The sequence below is a fragment of the Pedobacter sp. genome (assembly GCF_046462515.1).
Lineage (GTDB): Bacteria > Bacteroidota > Bacteroidia > Sphingobacteriales > Sphingobacteriaceae > Pedobacter.
In genome coordinates this window covers 458,634-481,306 of sequence record NZ_JBKGVD010000009.1, presented here as the reverse complement: position 1 = coordinate 481,306, position 22,673 = coordinate 458,634, and the positions used below count along the sequence as shown (strand labels likewise).

Annotated in this window: 15 protein-coding genes; 8 read left to right on the top strand and 7 right to left on the bottom strand. The window is 37.2% G+C overall.

Annotated elements, in window-relative coordinates:
• The first annotated feature begins 29 nt into the window (after nucleotides 1-29).
• The 8 genes from tatC to ACLHG9_RS14055 all read left to right on the top strand — a co-directional run bounded on the left by tatC (nucleotide 30) and on the right by ACLHG9_RS14055 (nucleotide 8,252).
• Nucleotides 30-911, top strand: a complete 882-nt coding sequence (gene tatC / locus ACLHG9_RS14090; RefSeq protein WP_410222140.1) for a twin-arginine translocase subunit TatC — start codon at nucleotides 30-32, stop codon at nucleotides 909-911.
• A gap of 63 nt (nucleotides 912-974) precedes the next feature.
• The gene (gene rpiB / locus ACLHG9_RS14085) at nucleotides 975-1,415 is read left to right on the top strand and encodes a ribose 5-phosphate isomerase B (RefSeq protein ID WP_410222139.1); all 441 of its coding nucleotides are present in this window, start codon (nucleotides 975-977) and stop codon (nucleotides 1,413-1,415) included.
• 34 nt (nucleotides 1,416-1,449) lie between these two features.
• A complete protein-coding gene (locus tag ACLHG9_RS14080) occupies nucleotides 1,450-3,108 on the top strand; it encodes a M28 family peptidase (protein WP_410222138.1) in 1,659 nt (552 codons plus the stop codon).
• A gap of 222 nt (nucleotides 3,109-3,330) precedes the next feature.
• Nucleotides 3,331-3,651, top strand: coding sequence for an ArsR/SmtB family transcription factor (locus tag ACLHG9_RS14075; RefSeq protein WP_410222137.1), 321 nt, complete (start codon nucleotides 3,331-3,333; stop codon nucleotides 3,649-3,651).
• Nucleotides 3,648-4,142: an SRPBCC domain-containing protein gene (locus ACLHG9_RS14070; protein WP_410222136.1), complete on the top strand. Its 495-nt coding sequence runs from the start codon at nucleotides 3,648-3,650 to the stop codon at nucleotides 4,140-4,142. Before ACLHG9_RS14075 ends, ACLHG9_RS14070 begins: the two co-directional genes overlap by 4 nt.
• Nucleotides 4,143-4,255: 113 nt before the next feature.
• The gene (locus ACLHG9_RS14065) at nucleotides 4,256-5,650 is read left to right on the top strand and encodes a LutB/LldF family L-lactate oxidation iron-sulfur protein (RefSeq protein WP_410222135.1); all 1,395 of its coding nucleotides are present in this window, start codon (nucleotides 4,256-4,258) and stop codon (nucleotides 5,648-5,650) included.
• A 27-nt stretch (nucleotides 5,651-5,677) separates the two neighbouring features.
• Nucleotides 5,678-7,654 (top strand): thiamine pyrophosphate-dependent enzyme, encoded by a 1,977-nt coding sequence (locus ACLHG9_RS14060; RefSeq protein ID WP_410222134.1) that lies wholly within the window; start codon nucleotides 5,678-5,680, stop codon nucleotides 7,652-7,654.
• Nucleotides 7,655-7,688: 34 nt separating this feature from the next.
• Complete coding sequence (locus ACLHG9_RS14055; RefSeq protein ID WP_410222133.1) at nucleotides 7,689-8,252, top strand: hypothetical protein; 564 nt, start codon at nucleotides 7,689-7,691, stop codon at nucleotides 8,250-8,252.
• Nucleotides 8,253-8,300: 48 nt separating this feature from the next.
• Here the strand turns inward: ACLHG9_RS14055 and ACLHG9_RS14050 are convergent, their stop codons facing one another.
• The 7 genes from ACLHG9_RS14050 to sprA all read right to left on the bottom strand — a co-directional run bounded on the left by ACLHG9_RS14050 (nucleotide 8,301) and on the right by sprA (nucleotide 22,665).
• Nucleotides 8,301-8,969: a SprT-like domain-containing protein gene (locus ACLHG9_RS14050; protein WP_410222132.1), complete on the bottom strand. Its 669-nt coding sequence runs from the start codon at nucleotides 8,967-8,969 to the stop codon at nucleotides 8,301-8,303.
• 77 nt (nucleotides 8,970-9,046) lie between these two features.
• A complete protein-coding gene (feoB, locus tag ACLHG9_RS14045) occupies nucleotides 9,047-11,161 on the bottom strand; it encodes a ferrous iron transport protein B (RefSeq protein WP_410222131.1) in 2,115 nt (704 codons plus the stop codon).
• A 12-nt stretch (nucleotides 11,162-11,173) separates the two neighbouring features.
• On the bottom strand, nucleotides 11,174-11,389 hold the full coding sequence (locus ACLHG9_RS14040; RefSeq protein WP_243358244.1) for a ferrous iron transport protein A: 216 nt from the start codon (nucleotides 11,387-11,389) through the stop codon (nucleotides 11,174-11,176).
• Between the two features lie 179 nt (nucleotides 11,390-11,568).
• Nucleotides 11,569-14,382 carry an outer membrane beta-barrel family protein gene (locus ACLHG9_RS14035; protein WP_410222130.1) on the bottom strand — a complete coding sequence of 938 codons (2,814 nt, stop codon included), beginning with the start codon at nucleotides 14,380-14,382 and terminating at the stop codon, nucleotides 11,569-11,571.
• A gap of 276 nt (nucleotides 14,383-14,658) precedes the next feature.
• Nucleotides 14,659-15,054 carry a VanZ family protein gene (locus ACLHG9_RS14030; protein WP_410222129.1) on the bottom strand — a complete coding sequence of 132 codons (396 nt, stop codon included), beginning with the start codon at nucleotides 15,052-15,054 and terminating at the stop codon, nucleotides 14,659-14,661.
• Between the two features lie 6 nt (nucleotides 15,055-15,060).
• Nucleotides 15,061-15,441, bottom strand: coding sequence for a glycine cleavage system protein GcvH (gene gcvH, locus ACLHG9_RS14025; protein ID WP_410222128.1), 381 nt, complete (start codon nucleotides 15,439-15,441; stop codon nucleotides 15,061-15,063).
• A gap of 66 nt (nucleotides 15,442-15,507) precedes the next feature.
• Nucleotides 15,508-22,665, bottom strand: coding sequence for a cell surface protein SprA (gene sprA / locus ACLHG9_RS14020; protein WP_410222127.1), 7,158 nt, complete (start codon nucleotides 22,663-22,665; stop codon nucleotides 15,508-15,510).
• Nucleotides 22,666-22,673 lie beyond the last annotated feature (8 nt).

Genomic DNA, 22,673 nt, shown 5'->3' with positions numbered 1-22,673 from the left:
AATGGTATTTTTGTTTTCAAATCTTAACCATGAGCGAGAAAAAAAGTAAGGATTTAATCGAATCAATAAAAAACAAAGGTAAAAGTCTTGAAGCTGAGATGTCCTTTTTTGAGCATTTGGATGTTTTGAGAAAACATTTATTAAGGACACTTGCTGTGGTTACACTTTTTGTGATCCTGGCCTTTTACTTCACAGATTTTTTATGGCATGATATTATTATGGCACCTAAAAACCCTGATTTCTGGACCTACAGAATGATGTGTAAACTGGTTGATCTTTTTCCTTCTATTGGTAAGGAGTTTTGTATTACCAAAATAGATGCAAAGATCATCAATACAGAGATGGCCGGTCAGTTTACACTTCAAATGAATTCGTGTATAACTGCTGGTTTAATTTTAGGAGTTCCTTACCTGCTTTTTGAACTTTGGTTATTTATCAAACCAGCGCTTCATGAAACAGAAAGAAGATCGGCAAGTGGCTTTGTTTTCTTTGCTTCTGTTCTATTTTTTATTGGTATTTTATTTGGATATTATATTATTTGTCCTTTATCAGTTAACTTCCTGATCAATTTTACAGTAGATGACAGCATTGTAAATACCTTTACCATTTCTTCATATCTATCAACTGTTTTCACTTTAACCTTAGGTAGTGGTATCATTTTTCAATTACCTGTTATTATATACATTCTCTCTAAACTGGGTATTATGACACCTAAATTTATGCGCACCAACAGAAGATACGCTATTGTACTGGTATTAGTTATAGCTGCGGTAATTACGCCTACAGCAGATCCTTATACCATGATGATTGTGGCTCTACCTTTGTATCTATTATATGAGTTAAGTATAATTATTTCGGCTCGAATAGAGAATAATCGTAAGAAAAACCAATTAGCTGTTTATAAAGCATAATTAAAAGCATTAGCACAACAAAAATATTACGGTATAATTCTGTTAACTTAATTAAATTTGGATATGTCATCTAACAAATTGAAAATTGCAATTGGCGCTGATCATGCAGGGTATGAATATAAAGAAGTACTGAAAGATTTCTTAGCTCCCAATTATGAAGTCAAAGATTTTGGCACACATTCAACCGCTTCTGTTGATTATCCCGATTTTGCACATCCAGTAGCAAGTGCAGTTGAAAACAAAGAGTTCGATTTTGGAATTTTAATCTGTGGAAGTGCTAACGGTGTAGCCATTACAGCAAACAAGCACCAGCATATAAGAGCTGCTATTTGCTGGGAAAATGAAATTGCCGCCTTAGCCAGACAACATAACAACGCTAACATTATTTGTATACCTGCTAGGTTTGTATCAACCTATTTGGCAAAAGAGATGACAACCACTTTCCTTACAACTGCTTTTGAAGGTGGCCGACATGAAAACAGAGTAAATAAAATCTCTTGTTAAGAGAAATTGTTACACAAATAACCTAAAACTGATAATGAATAAAAAGTTTATTTATACCGGTCTGGCGCTTGCGCTAAGTTTCGGTGCAATGGCGCAACAAGACAAGAACGCAATGAGGTTCAGTGCGCCCGTTAATAAAGACAGGGCTTATTCGCACTTGTCTATTTTGGCTTCCGATGAATATGAAGGTCGTGAAACCGGTAAAAAAGGTGCTTGGATGGCTGCCGAGTACATCAAAAAGCAATTTCAAAGTTTTGGCTTAGCTGGCCCCGTTAAAAACAGCAAAGATCCCTATTTCCAAAAAGTTGGTTTAGTAAGTTATGATTTGGCAAGCAGTGGTTTTAGCATTAACGGAAAAACCTTACAAGCTTACAAAGATTTTAATGTTTCAAATAATAGTGTCCCTGTTGGCAGTTTAAACATTTCTGCAAATGAGGTGGTATTTGCTGGCTACGGAATTTCAAAAGAAGGCTTTGATGAATTAAACGGTCTAAACCTTGAAGACAAAGTAGTAATGATCTTCTCTGCTGGAGATCCAACCAATCCACAAGCAGCAGCTGATGCGCAGAGCAATGACAGAACAGCCATGAGAGCTGCTATGATGGCCAGACAAAAAGCATTAGGAGAGATTGCCAAAAGAAAACCAAAGGCACTTTTAATAATCGACCTTAATTTCGATAAAACACCGCTATGGATGAAAGAAGCCGGAGCAAGTGGAAGATTAATGCTAAAAAATGCTGCTACAGAAGCTGCTATACAAAAAGTTCCTGCCTATACCTCTGTTACCATCTCTAAAGCTACTGCTGATGAAATCTTAAAATCTAGCGGAACAACTATAGATGCTTTAGTGAAAAAAATCGCTGAAACAGTAAAACCTGCAAGTCAAGTTGTAAAAGCTAATATCACGATTAAAGCAGAGAAGAAAGAAAACGAAGTACGTGCCGAAAACGTATTAGGTTTCCTTGAAGGCTCAGATCCAAAATTGAAAAACGAAGTTTTGGTAGTTACAGGCCACTATGATCACATTGGTTTAGTTAGAGACCCTAACGCTAAAGATAAAGTTAACAACGGTGCCGATGACGATGGTTCTGGTACTACAGGTGTTCTGTTACTTGCAGAAGCTTTCTCTAAAGCTAAAAAAGCAGGTAATGGCCCTAAGAGAAGTATCTTGTTCATGACTGTTTGCGGTGAAGAAAAAGGTCTTTTAGGTTCTGAGTGGTATTCTGAGCATCCTGTTTTTGCGGTAGAAAATACCATCGCCAACTTAAATACAGATATGATCGGTCGTATTGGTGAAGAATATTTAGGTAAACCAGACAGCGCTAATTATGTGTATTCTATCGGTTCATTCAAACTAAGTACCGACCTAGGTAAATTAAGTGAAAAAGTTAATGACACTTATACCAAATTAAAATTAGACTATAAATTTGATGATCCTAAAGATCCTCAACGTATCTATTACCGTTCTGACCACTACAACTTTGCTAAACTTGGTATTCCAATCATTTTCTATTACGATGGTATGTTAGAGCAAGACTACCACCAACCTGGTGATGAGGTTAGCAAAATCAACTTTAACCTTTTGGCAAAACGTGCCCAGCTAATTTACTATACAGCTTGGGAACTGGCAAATATGCCTAACAGACCGGTTGTTGATCAAAAAGATGAAACTCCACCAAGAGGAAGAAATTAACTAAGATCTTTTTAACCAAATAAAAAAATCCCGAAGGTTTATACCTATCGGGATTTTTTTATTAACAGGTATTAGTTACTTAAAAACTTTCAGCCGTAATTTTTGCAATACCTTACCAGCTAACAATTTCGTGTGATTTTCAAAAAAGTTAAGAAAAATTTGCGAAACCGAATGATTGCACATATATTAGCAACTAATTAGTTGCATAATTAGAATTCCAAAATGAGACGAGATATTTTTCAAGCAGTTGCAGATCCAACAAGACGTGCTATAATAGCATTAATAGCATTACAGGCAATGACACCAAATGCCATTGCCGAAAACTTCAGTACGACACGACAAGCTGTATCAAAACACCTACGCATCTTAACTGAATGCGAGCTTGTAAAACAAGAACAAAAAGGAAGAGAAATCTATTATTCTCTTGAAATTGAAAAGATGAAAGAGATAGACAAGTGGATTGAGCAATTCAGAAAGATATGGGAAACCAGATTTAATCAATTAGACAATTTATTATCCACAATTAAAAAAAACAAAAAATGAACACTTTACAATTTGATTTTACGGTTGACAAAGCTGCCAAAACCGTACATGTAAGCAGAGAATTTCATGCTGAGCTTCCACTTGTTTGGGATGCTTTTACAAAACAAGAGATCCTTGACCAATGGTGGGCTCCTAAACCTTGGAAGTCAGAAACTAAATCAATGGACTTTAAAGTTGGCGGACGAAGATTTTATGCAATGGTAAGTCCGGATGGGCAGCAAAAAAGCTGGCAGATACAAGATTATACCTCAATAAGTCCCAAAACCAATTTTAAATTTTTAAGTGTATTTGCTGATGAAAATGAAAACCCTAATCTGCCGGGTTCTGATTGGGATTTGAATTTCAGTGAACAAAATGGAATAACCAAAGTAAGCATAACGATATACAATGATTCTCTTGAACGCATGGAAAAGATGATTGAAATGGGTTTCAAAGAAGGTTTTACAATGACCTTAAACGAATTAGAAACATTATTAAAAGCCAAAAGTTAGAAGCGAGGCCAAACTCAACATTAAGGCTATGAAAATCCTGTACGTAGCCTTAATAAACAAATATCCGTATTTAATTTCTTAAGCGTTTTCGATTTATTTATATTTGAGTGCTTATGAACTTTGCAGAGGATTTTTTGGCGAAAGCAGACGAGAAAGCTTTTGATACTCAACACAGAAATACGATTAACTTCAATATTGGCAAGTACAATACTGCTGTTGCCCGTGGTTTATCTAAGTTTGAGAATTTAGAAGCTTCAAAACGTAAGGCGCATGTAACCAAATGGCGGGTAATGGAAAACTTAGATAAGTTCTTACCTGAATTTGAAGCAAATTTTCAAAGAAAAGGCGGAAAGGTAATCTGGGCCAACGATGCCAAAGAGGCCCAAAAAGAAATCCTATCGATCATACAGAAGCATAATGGCAAAAGTGTGATTAAATCAAAATCGATGACAACTGAAGAGTTGCACCTGAATGATTTCTTGGCAGAGCATGGCATCGAGTCCCTTGAAAGTGATCTGGGTGAATACATTGTACAATTATTGGGGCAACCCCCTTATCACATTGTTACTCCAGCCATGCACCTTAGTAAAGAGGATATTGCCAGGCTTTTCAATGAGAAATTTGGTACACCTGCCGATGCTACGCCAGAGCAATTAACACAAAAAGCGCGTGAACTTCTTCGTGAGAAATATCTTAAAGCCGATATAGGCATTACAGGAGGCAACTTCTTAATAGCCGATACGGGCAGCATTGCACTTACAGAAAATGAAGGTAATGCCCGTCTTACTACCACCTTTCCTAAAGTGCATATTGCCATAGTAGGCATAGAAAAGGTAGTGCCGTCTCTTACCGATCTCGATCTTTTCTGGCCTTTGCTTGCCAGTCATGGCACGGGCCAAAATCTTACCGTCTACAATACTGTTCTGGGTGGACCACGTCAGGAAAATGAAACAGACGGCCCCGAAGAAATGTATGTTATTCTGTTAGATAACGGACGTACAAACCTGCTGGCCCAAAAAGAACAACGTCAGGCCCTGTACTGCATACGTTGCGGCGCCTGTTTAAATGCTTGTCCTGTTTATAAGAATATTGGCGGTCATTCTTACAACACTACTTACAGCGGACCCATCGGTTCTATTATTACCCCACATTTTAAAGGGATGAACGATTTTAAACATTTAAGTTACGCATCCAGTTTATGCGGAAAATGCACCGAGGTTTGTCCTGTAAAAATAGATATCCATAAAATGTTATTGCTTAACCGCAGAGACGCTGCTGCTCAGGGCATCAATTCATCAACTGAAAAAATCGGCTGGAATTTATGGAAACGGGCGATGTTAAAACGTAGTTTGATGGATTTCTTTGGAGGTAAGACAAAAAACTTTCTATTAAAAACATTTTTCAAAAAGAGTTGGGGCAAGTACCGCAATATGCCTGAAATAGCGGATAAATCTTTCTCTAAACAATGGGAAGAATATCAAAAAAACAATAACGACCTTTCTATATAACTACGAACCTATTCCTAAACTTATACCATGCAATTCGATAAAAAAGGCAAAGACCATGACCAATTAAAAAGTATTTATAAACGTTTACTTTATCCGCGTTTAATTGAAGAAAAAATGCTTATCCTTTTGCGTCAAGGCCGTATAGGTAAATGGTTTTCGGGGATAGGACAGGAAGCTATAGCTGTAGGAAGTACACTGGCCATGCAAGCTGATGAATACATTTTACCTATGCACCGCAATTTGGGTGTTTTTACCACCCGTGATATGCCTCTTATACGATTAATGGCGCAATGGCAAGGTAAGCTAAGCGGCTTTACCAAGGGCCGCGACCGTTCTTTTCACTTTGGCACACAGGAATATAAAATTATAGGCATGATATCTCATTTAGGGCCTCAAATGGCTCTTGCTGATGGTATTGCCTTGGCAGATACTTTGGAAAACCGCAATAAAGCCACCCTGGTATTTACAGGTGAAGGCGCAACAAGCGAAGGCGATTTTCACGAGGCCATTAATGTAGCATCAGTATGGAACCTACCTGTTATTTTCTTGATTGAGAATAATGGTTATGGTTTATCTACCCCTATTAACGAACAGTTTAATTGTACAGACCTTGTTGATAGAGCTAAAGGTTACGGCATACAAGGCGTACAGATTGATGGGAATAACATTTTAGAAGTTTTTGATACCATCAGCAGTCTGGCTGAAGATATTCGGCAAAACCCACGTCCGGTATTGGTTGAGTGTTTAACTTTTAGAATGCGGGGACACGAAGAAGCTTCGGGAACCAAGTATGTACCTCAACATTTATTTGAAGAATGGGGCAAAAAAGACCCTGTAAAAAACTATGAGGAGTATCTTTTAAAAGAAGATGTTTTAACTGAAGAAGAAGTTAAACAGATTAGAGAAGAAATGACCAAAGGCATAGCCCATGATGTGGAAATTGCCTTTAATGAAACTGAACCTCAGGCTGACGACAATGCTGAAATACAGGATATGTTTGCTCCCAACCCTACTGTTTTGATTGCTCCAGCCCTAGAACACACCGAAAAAAGATATATAGATGCCATTACAGATGGTTTGAACGAAGCCATGTTAAAACACAATAATCTGGTTTTAATGGGCCAAGATATTGCGGAATACGGTGGGGCTTTTAAGATTACCGATGGCTTTGTGAATAAATTTGGCAAAGGCAGGGTACGCAATACCCCAATCTGTGAATCTGCTATTGTAGGAGCTGGCCTGGGCTTATCTATAAATGGTTATAAAGCTGTTGTAGAGATGCAATTTGCAGATTTTGTAAGTTGTGGTTTTAATCAGATTGTAAATAACTTAGCTAAAACACATTATCGTTGGGGCGAAAAAGCTGATGTAGTGGTTCGTATGCCTACGGGTGCAGGAACCGGCGCAGGGCCTTTTCACTCTCAGAGCAACGAAGCATGGTTTACCAAAACTCCGGGTTTAAAAGTAGTTTACCCTGCTTTTCCCCAAGATGCAAAAGGTTTGTTGATCGCAGCTATAGACGACCCTAACCCGGTGATTTATTTTGAACATAAATACCTTTACCGCAGTTTAACCGGACCGGTACCTGAAGGTTATTACCATACAGCTATAGGTAAAGCACATATTTTAAAAGAAGGCACACAGTTAAGTATCATTACCTATGGTTTAGGTGTGCACTGGGCTTTAGATTATCTACAGAAAAATCCTGAAATATCAGCTACTTTGGTTGATTTGGTAAGCCTACAGCCCTGGGATAAGGAAACCGTTGCCGAAGCGGTAAAATCGACAGGCAGAGTGCTGATCTTACATGAAGATACCCTTACCAATGGTTTTGGTGCAGAACTTTCAGCATGGATCGCGGAACACTGTTTTGAACATCTTGATGCACCAATTATGCGTTGTGCAAGTTTAGATACGGCTATACCAATGAGCAAGGTTTTAGAAGATAGTTTCTTAGCTAAAAGCAAACTAAACGATACCGTTGAAAAGTTACTGAAGTATTAAAATTCTGAAAGTAAGCTTCTCATCATACTTCAGAATGAAAAACTTTATAATTGAAGCCAAGGGCGAAGTTTCAGCAGCTTTTTTAAAAGAAGGTATAACAGATTTTAAAATGGCTTGTGGTTTCGTATCTATCTTGCCATACAGGAGAAATATCAATAAAAGTGAAGTAACCTGTATACTTAAAGACAAGTTTGGTACTTGTAGCACCAAACATGCAGCTTTAAGAAAACTAGCCATAGAAAATAACCAGTATGAGATAAAACTGGTTTTAGGTATTTTTAAAATGGATGCTGTTTATGCTCCATCAATAAAGAATACGCTTCAAAGATATCAGATAGATTATATTCCCGAAGCACATAATTATCTGAAGATAGATGGCTCTTATTATGATTTTACCTATCCTAATTCAAGCTATTCGGATTTTGAAGATAAGCTCTTATCAGAGCAAATTATTGAGTTCAACCAAATTACTGAACATAAAATTAATCTTCATCAAGCTTTCTTTTCTGAATGGCTTAAAACAGCAAATATTCCTTTAAGTTTAATACAAATTTGGGCTATAAGAGAAGAATGTATCAAAGATTTACAGAAGAAATAGGTATTATAGAATCTAAAATAAATTAGGGTAACCCTAGATTAATTTTAGTCATGTTAAACTCCCAGAAGTATCTGTACAGGCTATTTCAGCATCTATATGCGTTGAAACCAGCATAACTTCTGCCAGCGGATTGAACAAATAAACCTTATGATTGTCTAAACATATACAACGGTAACGTTTGCGGATACGTTCTCCTTTCTCAAACCTGCGCCCATCTTCTAACCTGAATACAGCCTTTAAAGGAACTTGCTCTACATGGACCTTATCTATTTTTTGGTCATATTTCTTGAGTGATCTTGCCAGTACCAGATCCGTACAGCTTGAAGCTGATGGGTTATTTAAATACTTGGTTATGCTTTGATATACATCGGGCGGAAAAACATTCATCTCAAAAAAAGGATTCATCATTTTTTTAAAATTGTTTTTCCATTCGCTCCCATGAGGCTTTACTTTATTCTTGTGCTCATTCCATGTAAGCAAGTGTGCAAATTCATGAACCGTTGTAACCAGGAAAGCATAAGGATTTAAATCGTTGTTAACAGATATTTTATGGCCTTCGCCCCGATATGGATGCCTGTAATCTCCCAGTTTTGTATTTCGTTTTTTAGATATTTTGAATTCGCACTGAAAATAATCTATCCAACGGGCAATAACAGGGGCTGCCTCTTGCGGCATGTACTGTGCCAAAATAACTGCTTTATCAGAATGCCTGGTCATGTGCTGCAAATTACGATTTTTCGCTTTACAAGTTGCGCTTTACACCAACAACGATTAAAGCTGTTTAAACCTAACTATTATTTTAACAACTGATAGGCAATTAATGCAGCCACATATGCCATAGCCGTCATGTAAGTAAGTTGTATCAAGGGCCATTTCCATGATTTGGTTTCCCTGTAAACAACAGCTACCGTACTCATACACTGCATGGCAAAGGCATAAAACAACATCAAAGAAAGGCCGGTTGCAAAAGTAAACGTTGGCAAACCTGTAGCCTGATTTTTAGCTGCAGCAATCTTATCTCTTAACCTAAGCTCGGCTGCATTTTCATCGGCGCTATCTACACTATATATCGTGGCCATTGTACCTACAAAAGCTTCACGGGCTGCAAAAGATGTAATCAAGGCTATCCCTATTTTCCAATCGTATCCTAAAGGCTTAATAACCGGCTCTATAGTTTGCCCAAGAATACCCGCATAAGAGTTTTCAAGGCGCTCTGCTGCCTTATCTCTCTCCAGAGAAGCTACCTGTATCGTGTCTGCTATTTTCGCTTCTAAGGCTTCGTATTTCTGATCTATAGCCTCGTATCGTTTAGAAGGCCCGTAGCTAGACATTACCCACAAGACAATTGAAATGGCTATGATCACCTTACCTGCTTCAAAAACAAAGGTTTTTGATTTTTCGAACATGGTATAAAACACGTTCTTCCATCTTGGCATACGGTAAACCGGCAGCTCCATGATAAAATATGATTTCTCTCTGGCCTTAATAATGAATTTAAAAACCCATGCTGCTAAAACAGCTGTAATTATGCTGATAACATACATGGTCATTAAAGCCAAAGCCTGCAGGCTAAAAATGCCCCATATCCGCTCATTAGGAATAATCAGCGAAATCAGTAAGGTATATACAGGTAAACGGGCCGAACAGCTTACCAAAGGCGTAATCATTATGGTAATAATCCTGTCTTTCCAGTTTTCAATATTACGGGCACTCATAATAGAAGGAACCGCACAAGCAATCCCACCGATCATAGGAACCACAGATTTTCCACTTAACCCAAATTTACGCATGATTTTATCCATCATAAACGTAACACGGGCCATATAGCCTGTATCTTCCAATATCGATATTAAGCCAAATAAAATCGCTATCTGTGGAATGAATATTACAATGCCTCCTAATCCGGCTACAACTCCATCCATTAACAAATCGGTAAGTACGCCAGGCGGAAGATGCTGATGGCCATATTCTGTAAGCCAGGCAAAACTACCTTCTATCATATCCATAGGTACTGAAGACCAAGAGAATATGGCATTAAATATGAAAAACAGTATCACAAAAAAGATAAGGAAACCCCAGAACTTATGTGTAAGTATAGAATCCAGCTTATCAGTTATCTGAAATTTCTTTTCTGCACCTGTATCTAAAACCACTTCACTAAGGATAGCATTCAGATGCCTGTAACGGGCTATAGTTTCAGCTGTTTGCAGCTGATGGGTTTCGAAACCATTAGATCGCTCTATATGCTCAATCTCATCTTGTTCCTGCTCCGTGAAATTATCTAAATGTTCATGCTGATGCAACACCTGCAAAGCATAATAACTGTTATCTGTATTTAGTTTTTGCTTAACCTGCTTAATCGCTTCCGGAGCAAAGATATCTACATCTATAGTTTTATTTTGTGTAGCTATAGGGGTATATTGAGCAATGGCTGCTTTAAGTATATTTAATCCTTCGCCTTTTCTGGCAGATACCGCCACAACCCTTACGCCTAAACGTTCAGCAAGTCTATCGATATTTATTTTTAATCCCGCTTTTTTTGCCATATCGCTCATATTGAGCACTAACAGCATGGGCAGGCCTAAATCTGCTACCTGAGAATAAAGAAGTAAATTTCTTCTGAGGTTGGTAGAGTCTGCAACAAGGACTATAAGATCAGGATAATTCGGATTAGTTTTATCGGCCAATACTTGAAAAACGATCTGTTCATCTTTACTTTTTGGGTATAAGCTATAAGTACCGGGTAAATCAACAATTTCTGCTGTTATATGATTACTTAATTTACAGTAGCCTGTTTTTTTATCTACTGTGATACCCGGAAAGTTTCCTATTTTTTGATTTAATCCTGTTAAAAGATTAAAAAGAGTAGATTTTCCAGTGTTTGGGTTTCCAACTAAAGCAACTTTCAAATCCTAGGAGTTTTATTGTATTACGATTACTGCTGCCTCACTTTTGCGTAAACAAAGCTGGTATCCTGATATGCGTATGGCCATTGGATCGCCGAGAGGCGCATATCTTTCTACTTCCACTTCTTCGCCGGGTAAACATCCCATTTCCATCAACTTCACAGACATTTCTAAATCTGTGAATGAAACAATAGTACCTTTTTGTCCCGGTGTTAATTGTGAAAGTTTCATGATGTATATGTGTATATTTTAACCTGTTTAAACTTAAAGAGGCATTTTTAAAACAGGCGCAAGTTAATTCTTATTTATATCAAATCCAAATAAGAGTTTAATGAATGACATAGCGGATACAAAAGAAGCGGCTGCTAAGTATAGCAGCCGCTTCTTGTTATAATTAAAACATGAAATTATTAAAATCTGCCCGGGCCGCCCATTCTAAAGTTACCCTGACCTTGCTGGCCTCTTCCCTGTGTACCTGCTATGTTGCTTAAAGAATAAGTAAATGATAGCATGTAATAACGTTTTAACACATTAAAGTTTTGCTCAGAAATTGAATTAGCCGATGCGTTACGTAAAACACCTGTGTTCTGATCCAATAAATCGTTAACGGCAAATTTAAATGTACCTCTGTTTTTAAAGAACTGACGGCTGATATAAGCATTCCATAAGGTGTAATCAGGGTTGCTATTTGCTGTTCCTCCCCCAGTTAATTTATTGTAAGTAACATCTGTTTGCAAACGGATGTTACCAGGAAATACATAGCTGATATCAATATTAGGTGCTAAAGTATAATAACGGGTATTGTTACCAAAAGTAACTGTAGAACGATCCATGCGACCTGAAATACCTGCTATTAAATCGAGTTTCTCTAAATTAGACACCAATTTATATCCATTACTTAAGCTATAGCTTGTAGTGATATTTTTAGTTGTAATATCATTCCTATCTGTTGTAAAAGAGGTGTTTTGTCCATATGAGCCTCCTGCATTAATTTGCAAGTTTAGTTTATTGCCTTTAATAATTGGGAGGCCTAAAGTACCAAATACACTACCATTAAAGTTGCCATCAACGTTAACATATTTGTTTTCTATCTTACCTGCATCTGGAGAGCTCAAGTCTGTAATTACACGTTGACTATTGCCAAAATCATTAAAAGTTTGCGTAATAAATGCGCCTAAGAATAATGTTCTGTAACTCGCAAAATCAAAGTTGTTGTACATGATTCTTATGTTGTTAGCGAACGATGGCTTTAAATCAGGATTGCCCACCGGAAAACTTTGTGTATTGGTATTATCTCTGATTGGTTGTATCTGATCTATACTTGGTTGATTGGTACGGCCATCGTAACGGATGAACAAACGTTTGCTATTGCTAAAGTTATATCTGAACTGTGCAGAAGGTGTTAAGTTAGTAAAGTTTTGTTTAAATTCTCTTCCTGTACTTAGGTTATCATTTTCACGATTGGTTCTTTGTACCGCTAAACCAACATTCCAGTTGTATTTTTTCTCGTTACCATTAAAGCTAAAACCTAAAGCATTGGTTAACGTGGTATTTTGGAATTCGTTGCTATAATCTATGTTTTTAAGATCGTATTGCCCTGTAGCATTATTAAAATCATAAACAAAACGCTTTTTATTGTCACGCGTGTAACCGTTCTGATAGTTAAACTCCAGACTAAGGGTTTTAGACAAAGGTTCAGTATAAACCAAACGTGCTGTATTGCTTAATGACGAGGTTGAGTTGTCATTTAATTGATTGAAACCTTTCTGTTCTATAGGTCCGGTTACAGGTGTAAGCGTTTCAGGGTTATTTACATAGTTATCCGCATCGCTATCATTGATGCTAGTGTTGATGTTTAAAGATAATGTACGGCCACGGCGCACAAATTTCTTTCTGATTAAGATACTATTGCTAAATGATGGCGTTGTTGTATTGCTATTCTGTATTTGCTTACCAACCGAAGTACCTGCTAAAGTTGTTCTGGTATAATTCTGTAAGCTTTGAGCTGTGTTATCTGTATAAGATAAACTAGGTTGTACCCTGATAGATGTACTCGAATCTATCTTGGTATCAACCATAAAGTTTAAACGGTGATTTAAACGTTTGGTTAGGCTCTCTGTTTCGTTTTTATTGGTTGTGGTATTGCCACCAATAAAGTTTTGTGTAAATGAACTGGTATTTAAATCTAACTGGGTTTTGTTAAAGAAATAACTTCCGCTAATTTGTGTACCATCATCGTAAGTATCAGCAAAGTTAAAACCAGCTGCATTGGTAGTTGTAATACCTTGTGGTTGCTGGCCTCCGCCCATACCTCCACCCATCATGCCACGCATACCTCCACCGCCACCGCCAACACCTCCGCCAAAGTTTTGTTTATTTACATTATTAAACTGGCCTATTAAGGTTAATTGTTGCGCTTTATCAAAACGACTGATACTTAGGTTCACATCATATCTATCGTTAGTTCCATAGCCTACACTATTGTTACCCACGTACCCTTTATTTTTTACACCGTTTTTAGTAACGATGTTGATGATCTTTTCACGGTTACCATCATCTACGCCTGAGAATTTAGACTGTTCAGACATGTCATCAATAATCTGGATTTTATCTACCATATCGGCAGCTAAATTTCTTGTAGCTAAAAGCGGGTCGTTACCCATAAAATCTTTTCCGTCTACACGTACTTTTTTAATGGTTTCGCCTTGTGTAGTTACTGTTCCATCTTTAGATACTTCTACACCCGGAACTTTTTTAAGCAGGTCTTCTACAACTGCATTTTCTTTTACTTTAAGCGTAGAGGCGCTGATCTCTAAAGTATCTTTTTTAACTACAACCGGAGGTATTTCTGCTTTTACTTCTACAGTATTTAAGTTTACCCCAGTATTTTCCATTGAAATTTCGCCAACGTTTACACTTGTTTTTGAGGCAGTAATTTCAAAATCTTTGGTAGCTGTTTTTAAGCCTATAAAGGCGACATATAATCTGTATTTACCTGCTGCCAGGTTAGAAATGGTAAAACTTCCATTAGAGCCACTATTCGTGCCTCCAACAGTAGTTGAATCACTTATCTTTTTTACCGCCACAGAGGCGTAATCTACAGGGGTTTTATCTTTCGCGTTCACAACTTTACCACTTACCGAACCCTTGTTTTGCGCATAAGCAAAAAACGTGGTTAACGTAAGGATAAAAATCATTGAAGTTTGTAAAAACTTGTTCTTCATGTTTATTAATTATAATATTTCTTATAAATTTTATATCTATCAGACTTGCAAGTCTGAGAAAAGTTTGATTGATGATTTAAAAAATAAGGTAACATTTTAAATACAACACACAGACACCTAAAATACAGGCAGTTATCAACCAAAACCCGTACCATAAAATACAGGAAATCAATTTAAATAACCGGAATAATAAGCTAAAAGGAATAGATTAAGCGTTTTTTATTACTTCGCATTAAACCCTATGCAGTTGTTTTAAATTAAGCGTTAACTAAATACTTATTTGTTATTGAAATTGGATTTATGAAGCAATACATAACTGAATACTCCCATAAAAGTTCCAATCATATCACAGGCAAAATCCCACCACTCCGCAGAACGATAAGTAAACACTTTCCATTGCAGCAGCTCAATTCCACCACCAATAATAACAGAAATAAGAATGATTTTAAATATGGTTAAAGAGCGAAAGCTGTAATTGTGCTGGTATTTTATTTTTCCGTAAAACAATAATATTGTCAGCACAAAAAAGAAACCCAGATGCATCAATTTGTCAAATCCAGTAAAGAAAAAATCTGAGCTGCCCGCTCCAGACAAATTGATATTACAAAGCACTAAGATAAATACCACCCAGACAAAGGCCCAACGATAGCTTTTTAGTGCTTTGTAACTCATCTGTAATTATGCTCCTACTAAGGCTTTATATTCTTCAGCACTTAATAGCGTATCCAATTCTGAAGGATCATTGATCTTAACTTTTACCATCCAGCCTTCTCCATAAGGATCTGTGTTAACCAATTCAGGGTTGCTTTCTAACGCAGCGTTAAATTCAAGTACCGATGAAGTAATGGGCATAAACAAGTCTGATACTGTTTTTACTGCTTCTACCGTTCCAAAAACTTCGTCTTTACTTACATCGCTACCAATAGTGTTAATATCTACATAAACGATATCTCCCAACTCACGCTGAGCAAAATCTGTAATACCTACAACAGCTTCTTCACCTGTTACTTTTACCCATTCATGGTCTTTAGTGTACTTTAATTCTGATGGAAAGTTCATTTTATAATAATTTAGTTAAAGTTTCTTTTGCCCACAAAGTTAACCATTTGTTGCAATTATATGGCATTAATTTAAGGTAGCTCGCAGGCTAAAACCAAAATTACTAAAAGATGTATTAAACGATTGTGAGGTATAAGGTTTGGTAATATTAGAATCGTAAAATATTTTTAAATTAAACCGTTGGTTCAGTACATAATCTACGCTTGGCCTCAAAGAAATATTCTTTGCTCCAGATGATACTTCTGCCTCACTGATATCTGCGCGATAAATAACCGTTTTATTATCTCTTACAGCTACATCTAATTTAAAATCCATGTTGTTATCTAAACGTAGATTACTGAACCAACCAAATGGGAATCTAAATTTATTAGTTCTATAGCCTAACCCAAACACAAGATTATTCTCTGATAAATGGGCCAATTGGCTGTTTGATAAACTTAATCCAAGAAGACGGGTTCTGTTAATTTCAAAATTAGCAGTCAGATTACTTTTTAAGCGGGCATCAATCCCTATTAAAGGTGCAAACTGTTCTGAAATACTTACTTGCGCAAACTGGTAATAAGGCAGAAAATTTTGGTTAACATCCCTGCTGCTTACGTAGCCATCTGTTTCCTGGTATTTTAACAAGGTATTAAAACCGTTAACGCTATAAGTAGAGCGATAACCATGTCTTAAGCTCAGTTCAGAAAAACGCTCGGCCAAGAACGCAATCTTGGTTAAACCCGAATAGGTTAAACGCCAGTTAGGCAACGGAATTTTCGGTAAAGTATTAAGTCTCATTGTACTCGCATTCTTACCCGTATAAGCCGCCAGAAAGGCTTCTACTATTACATCATGAGCATCTTTATTGTAACCATCTGCATATCCGTTTGCCTCACCATTTGAATTAGGATTCTGGTTCCCCAATCTCTGAGATATCACAGAACGGTTAGTCATAAACTGATTGAATATTTCTGATACAACGCTGCCTCTTTTTTCTTTAAAGGCTGTTCTTAAGCTGATAATAGAAATGCTGTAATCACCTGTGGTATTAGGGCTAAAATCTTTAAACGAGTTCGTAACATTGTCATATCTAAAGTTGGTAGAATAATTTAATGTCCTGTTTCTACTGGCATTTAAGGTAATCTTCAAATCACTGATTGGCTCTATGGTTGAGGTAAGCTGAAAATCTTCTCTAAGTGTATTTACATAAAGTTTTTCCTGATACGGATCTGTGGTTAACCAGCCATTATTTAAAGCCATCATCCTGATGTCTCTTTGGCTTCCGAAAACAAAACCCAAGCCAGGTGCACCAGTTACATCGTCAATACCAAAAAATTTTGTTCGTGGTAAATAACCCGGTAAAAATATACCTTTTGTTTGTGTAAAGGCCACATTAATACTTTTAATTGATGTTAAAATACCTGTTGCCAATTTGCCTAGGTTAAAAGTACTATCTGCTGTTCTTGAGCCTCTTCTGTAAAAACCGAATTTATTATAGAGATTTACAAAATTCAATGTAGGATTTATCTGTATGGTTCTTGAATTCTGTATGGTATTACCCAGATTAATGTTCGGATCACGTAGGGTTGCCAATGGTTCTGTTTGCCAGTTAAAAGTAGTTCCATAGGTAGTAGCTACGTTAACCCAGTCTAAACCCGGGATCTTATTTATCGGCACACTATAGCGTACATTCAGGCTGTGGTTATAATCTGTTGTACGTCCTAAATTTTTTAAATTATTCCATAAAGTATCTCGCTTTAAACCTTCTATCTTACCATCTGGTTCATCAATTATAGAATAATTTGTGGCGTCAAAATCAAGACTTAAAGATTTGGTCAAATCCCATGCGATACCATAAATACGCGACATTAAGAAATTTTTACTGTACGTGGTCTGAATAGGGATATAATTATTTGGGTCATTATTGCGCAAAGTATTTTCTGCATAATAACGGTCTACATCTACTCTGAAGTTTATACTGTTAGGTAATAAACTGAAATTAAAATCTTTTAACAGTTTAAGGTTGTTAGACTTAATAATTTTATCAAAAGGCTGGTAACTCTTAGGCGTATAGGCATAATTGTAAGCCAGCGAAGCCCTATAGGTATTCTGAATATTTCTTTCGATCACAAAATCGCGATGTGAAAGTTTAGTCTGTGCATAAGTAACATTAAAGTTTTCTATATCCCACAATCTTACCTTATCATCTTGCTTACGTTCTTTATGTACATTGGTAAAAGCAATACTACTACGTGTTGTATAATCTTGCGCAAAGTTTAAAATAGAATCTTTTTGTTGCTTGTTGGCATTATCTAATGCTTTTGAAAGTTCTATATCTGGTGTTCGCGGATCAAATTGTGGTGTGGCTATTTGCTTTGAGTAACTTATAAACATAGGTATTTTAACCCCGCTCCTTTGTGGTAAAAATTTACCTAATTCTATATTAGATGAGATATCAAAGGCCTCATCATCTGTACGTTTGCGCTCACTTACCCTGCTTTCTATTGACCCAAAACCTACAGTAGATTTAGTTCCTGAAATATTTACATCAGCAAAATCGGCAAGTTTAGCACTCATTCTGGCCGTAGCGGCCCAGCCGCTTCTTTCATCAAAACCGGTTAAACGCAACTCATTAAACCAAAGCATACCGTCTTTTGTTAGTCCATCATCGCCTGAAGAAGATGCCGGGTTACGCAAAGGATTCTTTACTCCCAACATATAAACCCTCACTTTGCTCATATCTGGCTGACCTTTTACTACAATGGTTTTATTATCTACAACATAAGTAAACGGTACATTTAAAGGCCATGGCATGCCGGCTGTTGTACGGGCATTATTCCTTGCAATTTTTGCCTGCTGAAGCAATTCTAAATCTATATCCATCTTATTGGCATCCGGCCAGATGGCATAGGGGTCACTAGTATTAGGTAGCGTTACTTTTAAAGGTTGGTTATACTCATAATAGTTATCATTATGATCAGTCCCAATTCTTATAAAAGCCTGAAGATCGTTATCAGATAGGGCACTATTGCCTACTGCTTCAAGATGGATAAACATTTCCAGTCTTTTATAAGACCTGAAATCTGATAGGGCTGTTCTAAAGGCTGCTCTTCCATAACCGTCTTTCAGGTTTTTAACCGTCATTGCCAGCGATTGCTCATTCTGTCTGGTATCTCCTCTGTAATTACTAAAATCTCTTTCGCGTTCTATGCCCGGGGGTACCACATAAGGTATAGGGCTACGTTTACCATTCTCTTCTATGTTAATCGTAGAAAGCTCCATGGTTGAATTATCTGCCGGAGCAGGAATCAAAGATGGGTCTACAATAACCTGATTGCTTTCATTTTTGGCATTGTACTGCCTCCACTCGCCCCTTACCAGTTGTATTTTGGCAAATCTCAATACTGCCGTATCAGCAAAATTGGTCATGAACATTCTGATAAATCTGATCGACTTAAAATCCCGGATATTGCCTACTGTTTGCTGAACTTGTGCAATAGGTATTCTGATCTGATACCAAGTGGTGTTTTGCGTTTGACCGTTAGCTAATTTAACAGGTGTAACTACTTTATCTGTTACAAAGTTCTGTCCCACAACAAGATCTCCGGGGCGCATAGAAACTTTGTACTGAAAGTAGTCATCTGATTGCGACATATTGTTATCACGGTTGATATCCTCGCCATCAGGCAGAGACGTTGAAGCTGAGTTCTCTACTCCCAGTTCGGCCATAGACTGTTGAGGCGTTTTTGAATTGCCTTCAGTACCGTTATAGTTTTCATAACGTTTCAAGATGCCAGCATTGATCCTGTCTAGCTCAGGACCTCTGAAATAACTATAATCATCTGATGAGGGGTCGTTATCTATGGCAGCAGCGGCAGCAGGATTTAAAATATTTTTAATGCTGGTAAGAAAGCTGGCAAACTTCGCTCTTTCACTCTGACTGGATAATCCGTCTAAACCTACATCTTGCTTTTTACGCACTTCAGGATCATTGTCAAAAGCCTGAACCACAGGTTGCAGTTTAACTACTCTCCCCCAATTGGTTTCTTCATATTTTGAAGGGTCATCATCTGCTGGTAAAGCATTTTCAGCCGATTTTTTACCATCTTTCAGAATATCTTCAGAAATATTCCCCAAGTTAAAATATAAGTCTCCCCCCTGTGAATTTTGTTTGTACATAAACGGATCCATTAACCAGAGCTCAATATATTCTATGTTCTGTGATTCAAAATCGTTGACATCTATCTTACGCATTAAACCACCCCAACGCTGCTTAGGGTTTTGCAACGTACCATCAGCATTTACGCCTGTTGCAGTATAGTTATAAGGCCCTCGCAAATTAGGATAAAAAGCTAAATCTAAAGTAGGTAATGTAATCGGCTGCCCTGTGCTGATTTGCTTATAGGGAAAAACTTCGGTTTCTGTAACTTCTCTAACGTAATGATTAGACATTTCATTTTTGTTGTTCCGTAATGAAGCCGGTATCTGCGATGAGCCCCCACGGTTATAAAATGTAGGGTCTATATTATAGAAGGCAATCTTAGCCCGGTTATATCCATAGCGGAGATCATCAATATATTGTGATTCGGAGAATAATTGAGGCGTTCCTGATATCTGCCATGAAATAGCGCTCTTTAAATCAATAACAGATCTTGAGGCTTCAAAATCATCTAGATAGCTGGTTCCTCTTTTTGTTCCGGCAAAATTTAATGCCGAAGGGTGCCCCGGTATAAGCTGGGCAAACTCACCATAAAATGTAACCGTAGATTTTTCTTTGGTAGAAATTAAAGGAATCTTATCGACCAATTTTGTCAAAAATCTGGACGGGGATGTATAATTTACATCAAAACCCCACATGGTATTGGAAATAGGTTCTTCGCCAAAATTTACCTTTGCAGAAATAGGTTTTTCGGTAAGGTTCATTAGCGTTCCGCCTATATTAAGTTTATTATTTACCCTGTAATCGCCTCTCACCCCAAATAAAGATCGCTGTTGTAACCCAAATAGCTCATTATTTTCTGTTGATATCCTAATAGACTGGCCTGAACTCAACAAGGCAGTGTTTAAAATCTTAACTCTGCCGCTCATATAATCTACGGTATAATCTGCACCTTCTACCAAAGGCATGGTACCCAAAAACACTTTAACCGATCCTTCGGGAACATTAATGGCATTAAGGTTAAACTCCGACGAAACATCTGACTGGTAGCTTCCTTTAATAATATATCTGTCTTTGCCCGGAAAATTCTGCTGGGCAGAAACCTTTACTGAATCATACAGTTGCGGATAAGTATACTTATTGATCAAGGCCTGCTCTGCTGACTGATTAAACTGAGCAGCTAAATCTTTACCAAAGGGTTCGAGGATAGGAAAAATAATTCTGCCGTTTATAGGTTCTATGGTAATATAGCCATTACTGGTATTGGTTGGCACGGCAGCACTGCTACTCCCATTATTGCTTAATCCACCACCAAACTCATTGGTATTGTTAATGGTATTTACAAATGGCTTGTTTTCTGCAATAAAATCAAACACCCCATCTGGCTTACGCTCTCTTTGTAAATTTAACCGGTCTAAACCTGTTACATTGATCCATTGTTTATTAATGGTATTTGCACCTTCAGTTATAATCGGTCTTTCAACTCCCGAAGTCTCATCTAATCTGAAAATATCAAGTTTAAAATTCTGACTGCTGATCTGATATCCACCTATGTTATAGATGTTTTTCATCATCAAATTCCAAGTAGGTAAATTGGTTTTAATGGTTTCGTTTTTCAACAATTTAGTATATAATACCTTAGGTGTATTCTGGTCAAAAGGTACATCGGTAGAAAATTCACCTACCTGATACTCTACCCCATTATAAGTATAACGATAAGCAACTGCCAAAACCTCATCCGTGTTAAGCTGCATATTCAGAGAGATATATCCTAATTGAGGTTGTAAAGTAAAGTCGCGATCTGTAAGCTTACGGGCATAAGTAAGCTTGGCAAAGTTATCCGTACCACCGCTACCGCTAAAGAATCCTATAATTGCATTGGAATTGGTGAGGCGGGCATCAGGAGACAGGCTTGCCAATAAGTTATTTGATTGTTGAGGATAAGTTGGATTTAAAAAGCCCGATGGCTGTACAGAACCACCTCCAATTAACATAGGATTATAGGGTGTATTCTCTCCTAAATCTAAGAATGCCAAAACATCTCTTGAGTCTTGCGTGCTTCCTGTTTTATTGGTAAGCCATACTTCTATTTTCGTGATATTTATACCTGATAAAATGGTAGGTGGATTTGTCAAAGACTGGTTATAGCGATCTCTGAAAAATTGTGCAAGAAAGTAGTGCTTATTCGCTTCGTAATCACTTGCACTTATCCTGAAATCGTTCTGTTGGGCTCCATTACTAATCTGTATTTCTTTAGACTGTGATTTTTGTTGCGAAAAAACCGTGGTTAAGCCCAATTTACCAAATTGAAACTGTGTTTTAACTCCAAAAAGGGCTTGTGTTCCTTTAATCAATGAAGTGTTAAGTGGTAGGCTCACATTTCCGGCTTCAATTTTCTTTATGATATCATCCGCGCCACCGGTATAATCTAATTTGATCTGGTTTTCAAAATCGAACTGGGCTTCTGTATTATAGTTCATTTTGATTTTCATCTTTGTACCGATGTTACCTACCACATCCATCTGGATACGTTGGTTAAAATCAAAATTGGTCTGTACGCGTTGTCGCTCGTTAAATAAAGGATTTTCGTTTTTATTAACCCGGCCTAAAAAAGTAAGTTCTGCTTCTCCGCTAGGTTGTATATCTATAAGGGTACTGCCGAATATTTTTTCGAAAGCTTTACTATTTATTCTCACTTCTGGAATAATACCCGATTTTCTGATATCGGCCACCTCCTGGTTTGACAGCATACGCCAGTTATCGCGTTTTATCTCGCTATTAACCAAGCGCATGTATTGCTCTACCGTTAAATATTGTGGCAACGAAATGAGCTTGCCTCCTACACGTTCGCTAATGATATAGAGATTTGTAACCGGATCGTACTGAACTTCTTTTTTAACGTTTTGGGGTCTGATAAAAAAAGGATTGGTTTGTACAGGTAAGCCTAACTGTTTAAGTTCTTTGGGGTTAAATGTGTTCTTAACAGAATCAATAACATTAACCTGCTTGTTCTCCTGAGCGTATAGATGAGAACATAGCAAGAGCGTTAAGAACAGCGCACAAAGCTTAATTTGGTTTATCAAAGGTAAAT

What these genes read in the sequence shown, in the direction of transcription:
- ACLHG9_RS14080 (WP_410222138.1), top strand. Translation starts at nt 1,450, where the DNA reads ATGAATAAAAAGTTTATTTATACCGGTCTGGCGCTTGCGCTAAGTTTC.
- rpiB (WP_410222139.1), top strand. Translation starts at nt 975, where the DNA reads ATGTCATCTAACAAATTGAAAATTGCAATTGGCGCTGATCATGCAGGG.
- gcvH (WP_410222128.1), bottom strand. Translation starts at nt 15,441, where the DNA reads ATGAACTTTCCATCAGAATTAAAGTACACTAAAGACCATGAATGGGTA.
- ACLHG9_RS14035 (WP_410222130.1), bottom strand. Translation starts at nt 14,382, where the DNA reads ATGAAGAACAAGTTTTTACAAACTTCAATGATTTTTATCCTTACGTTA.
- ACLHG9_RS14040 (WP_243358244.1), bottom strand. Translation starts at nt 11,389, where the DNA reads ATGAAACTTTCACAATTAACACCGGGACAAAAAGGTACTATTGTTTCA.
- ACLHG9_RS14050 (WP_410222132.1), bottom strand. Translation starts at nt 8,969, where the DNA reads ATGACCAGGCATTCTGATAAAGCAGTTATTTTGGCACAGTACATGCCG.
- ACLHG9_RS14055 (WP_410222133.1), top strand. Translation starts at nt 7,689, where the DNA reads ATGAAAAACTTTATAATTGAAGCCAAGGGCGAAGTTTCAGCAGCTTTT.
- tatC (WP_410222140.1), top strand. Translation starts at nt 30, where the DNA reads ATGAGCGAGAAAAAAAGTAAGGATTTAATCGAATCAATAAAAAACAAA.
- ACLHG9_RS14070 (WP_410222136.1), top strand. Translation starts at nt 3,648, where the DNA reads ATGAACACTTTACAATTTGATTTTACGGTTGACAAAGCTGCCAAAACC.
- ACLHG9_RS14030 (WP_410222129.1), bottom strand. Translation starts at nt 15,054, where the DNA reads ATGAGTTACAAAGCACTAAAAAGCTATCGTTGGGCCTTTGTCTGGGTG.
- ACLHG9_RS14075 (WP_410222137.1), top strand. Translation starts at nt 3,331, where the DNA reads ATGAGACGAGATATTTTTCAAGCAGTTGCAGATCCAACAAGACGTGCT.
- ACLHG9_RS14060 (WP_410222134.1), top strand. Translation starts at nt 5,678, where the DNA reads ATGCAATTCGATAAAAAAGGCAAAGACCATGACCAATTAAAAAGTATT.
- ACLHG9_RS14065 (WP_410222135.1), top strand. Translation starts at nt 4,256, where the DNA reads ATGAACTTTGCAGAGGATTTTTTGGCGAAAGCAGACGAGAAAGCTTTT.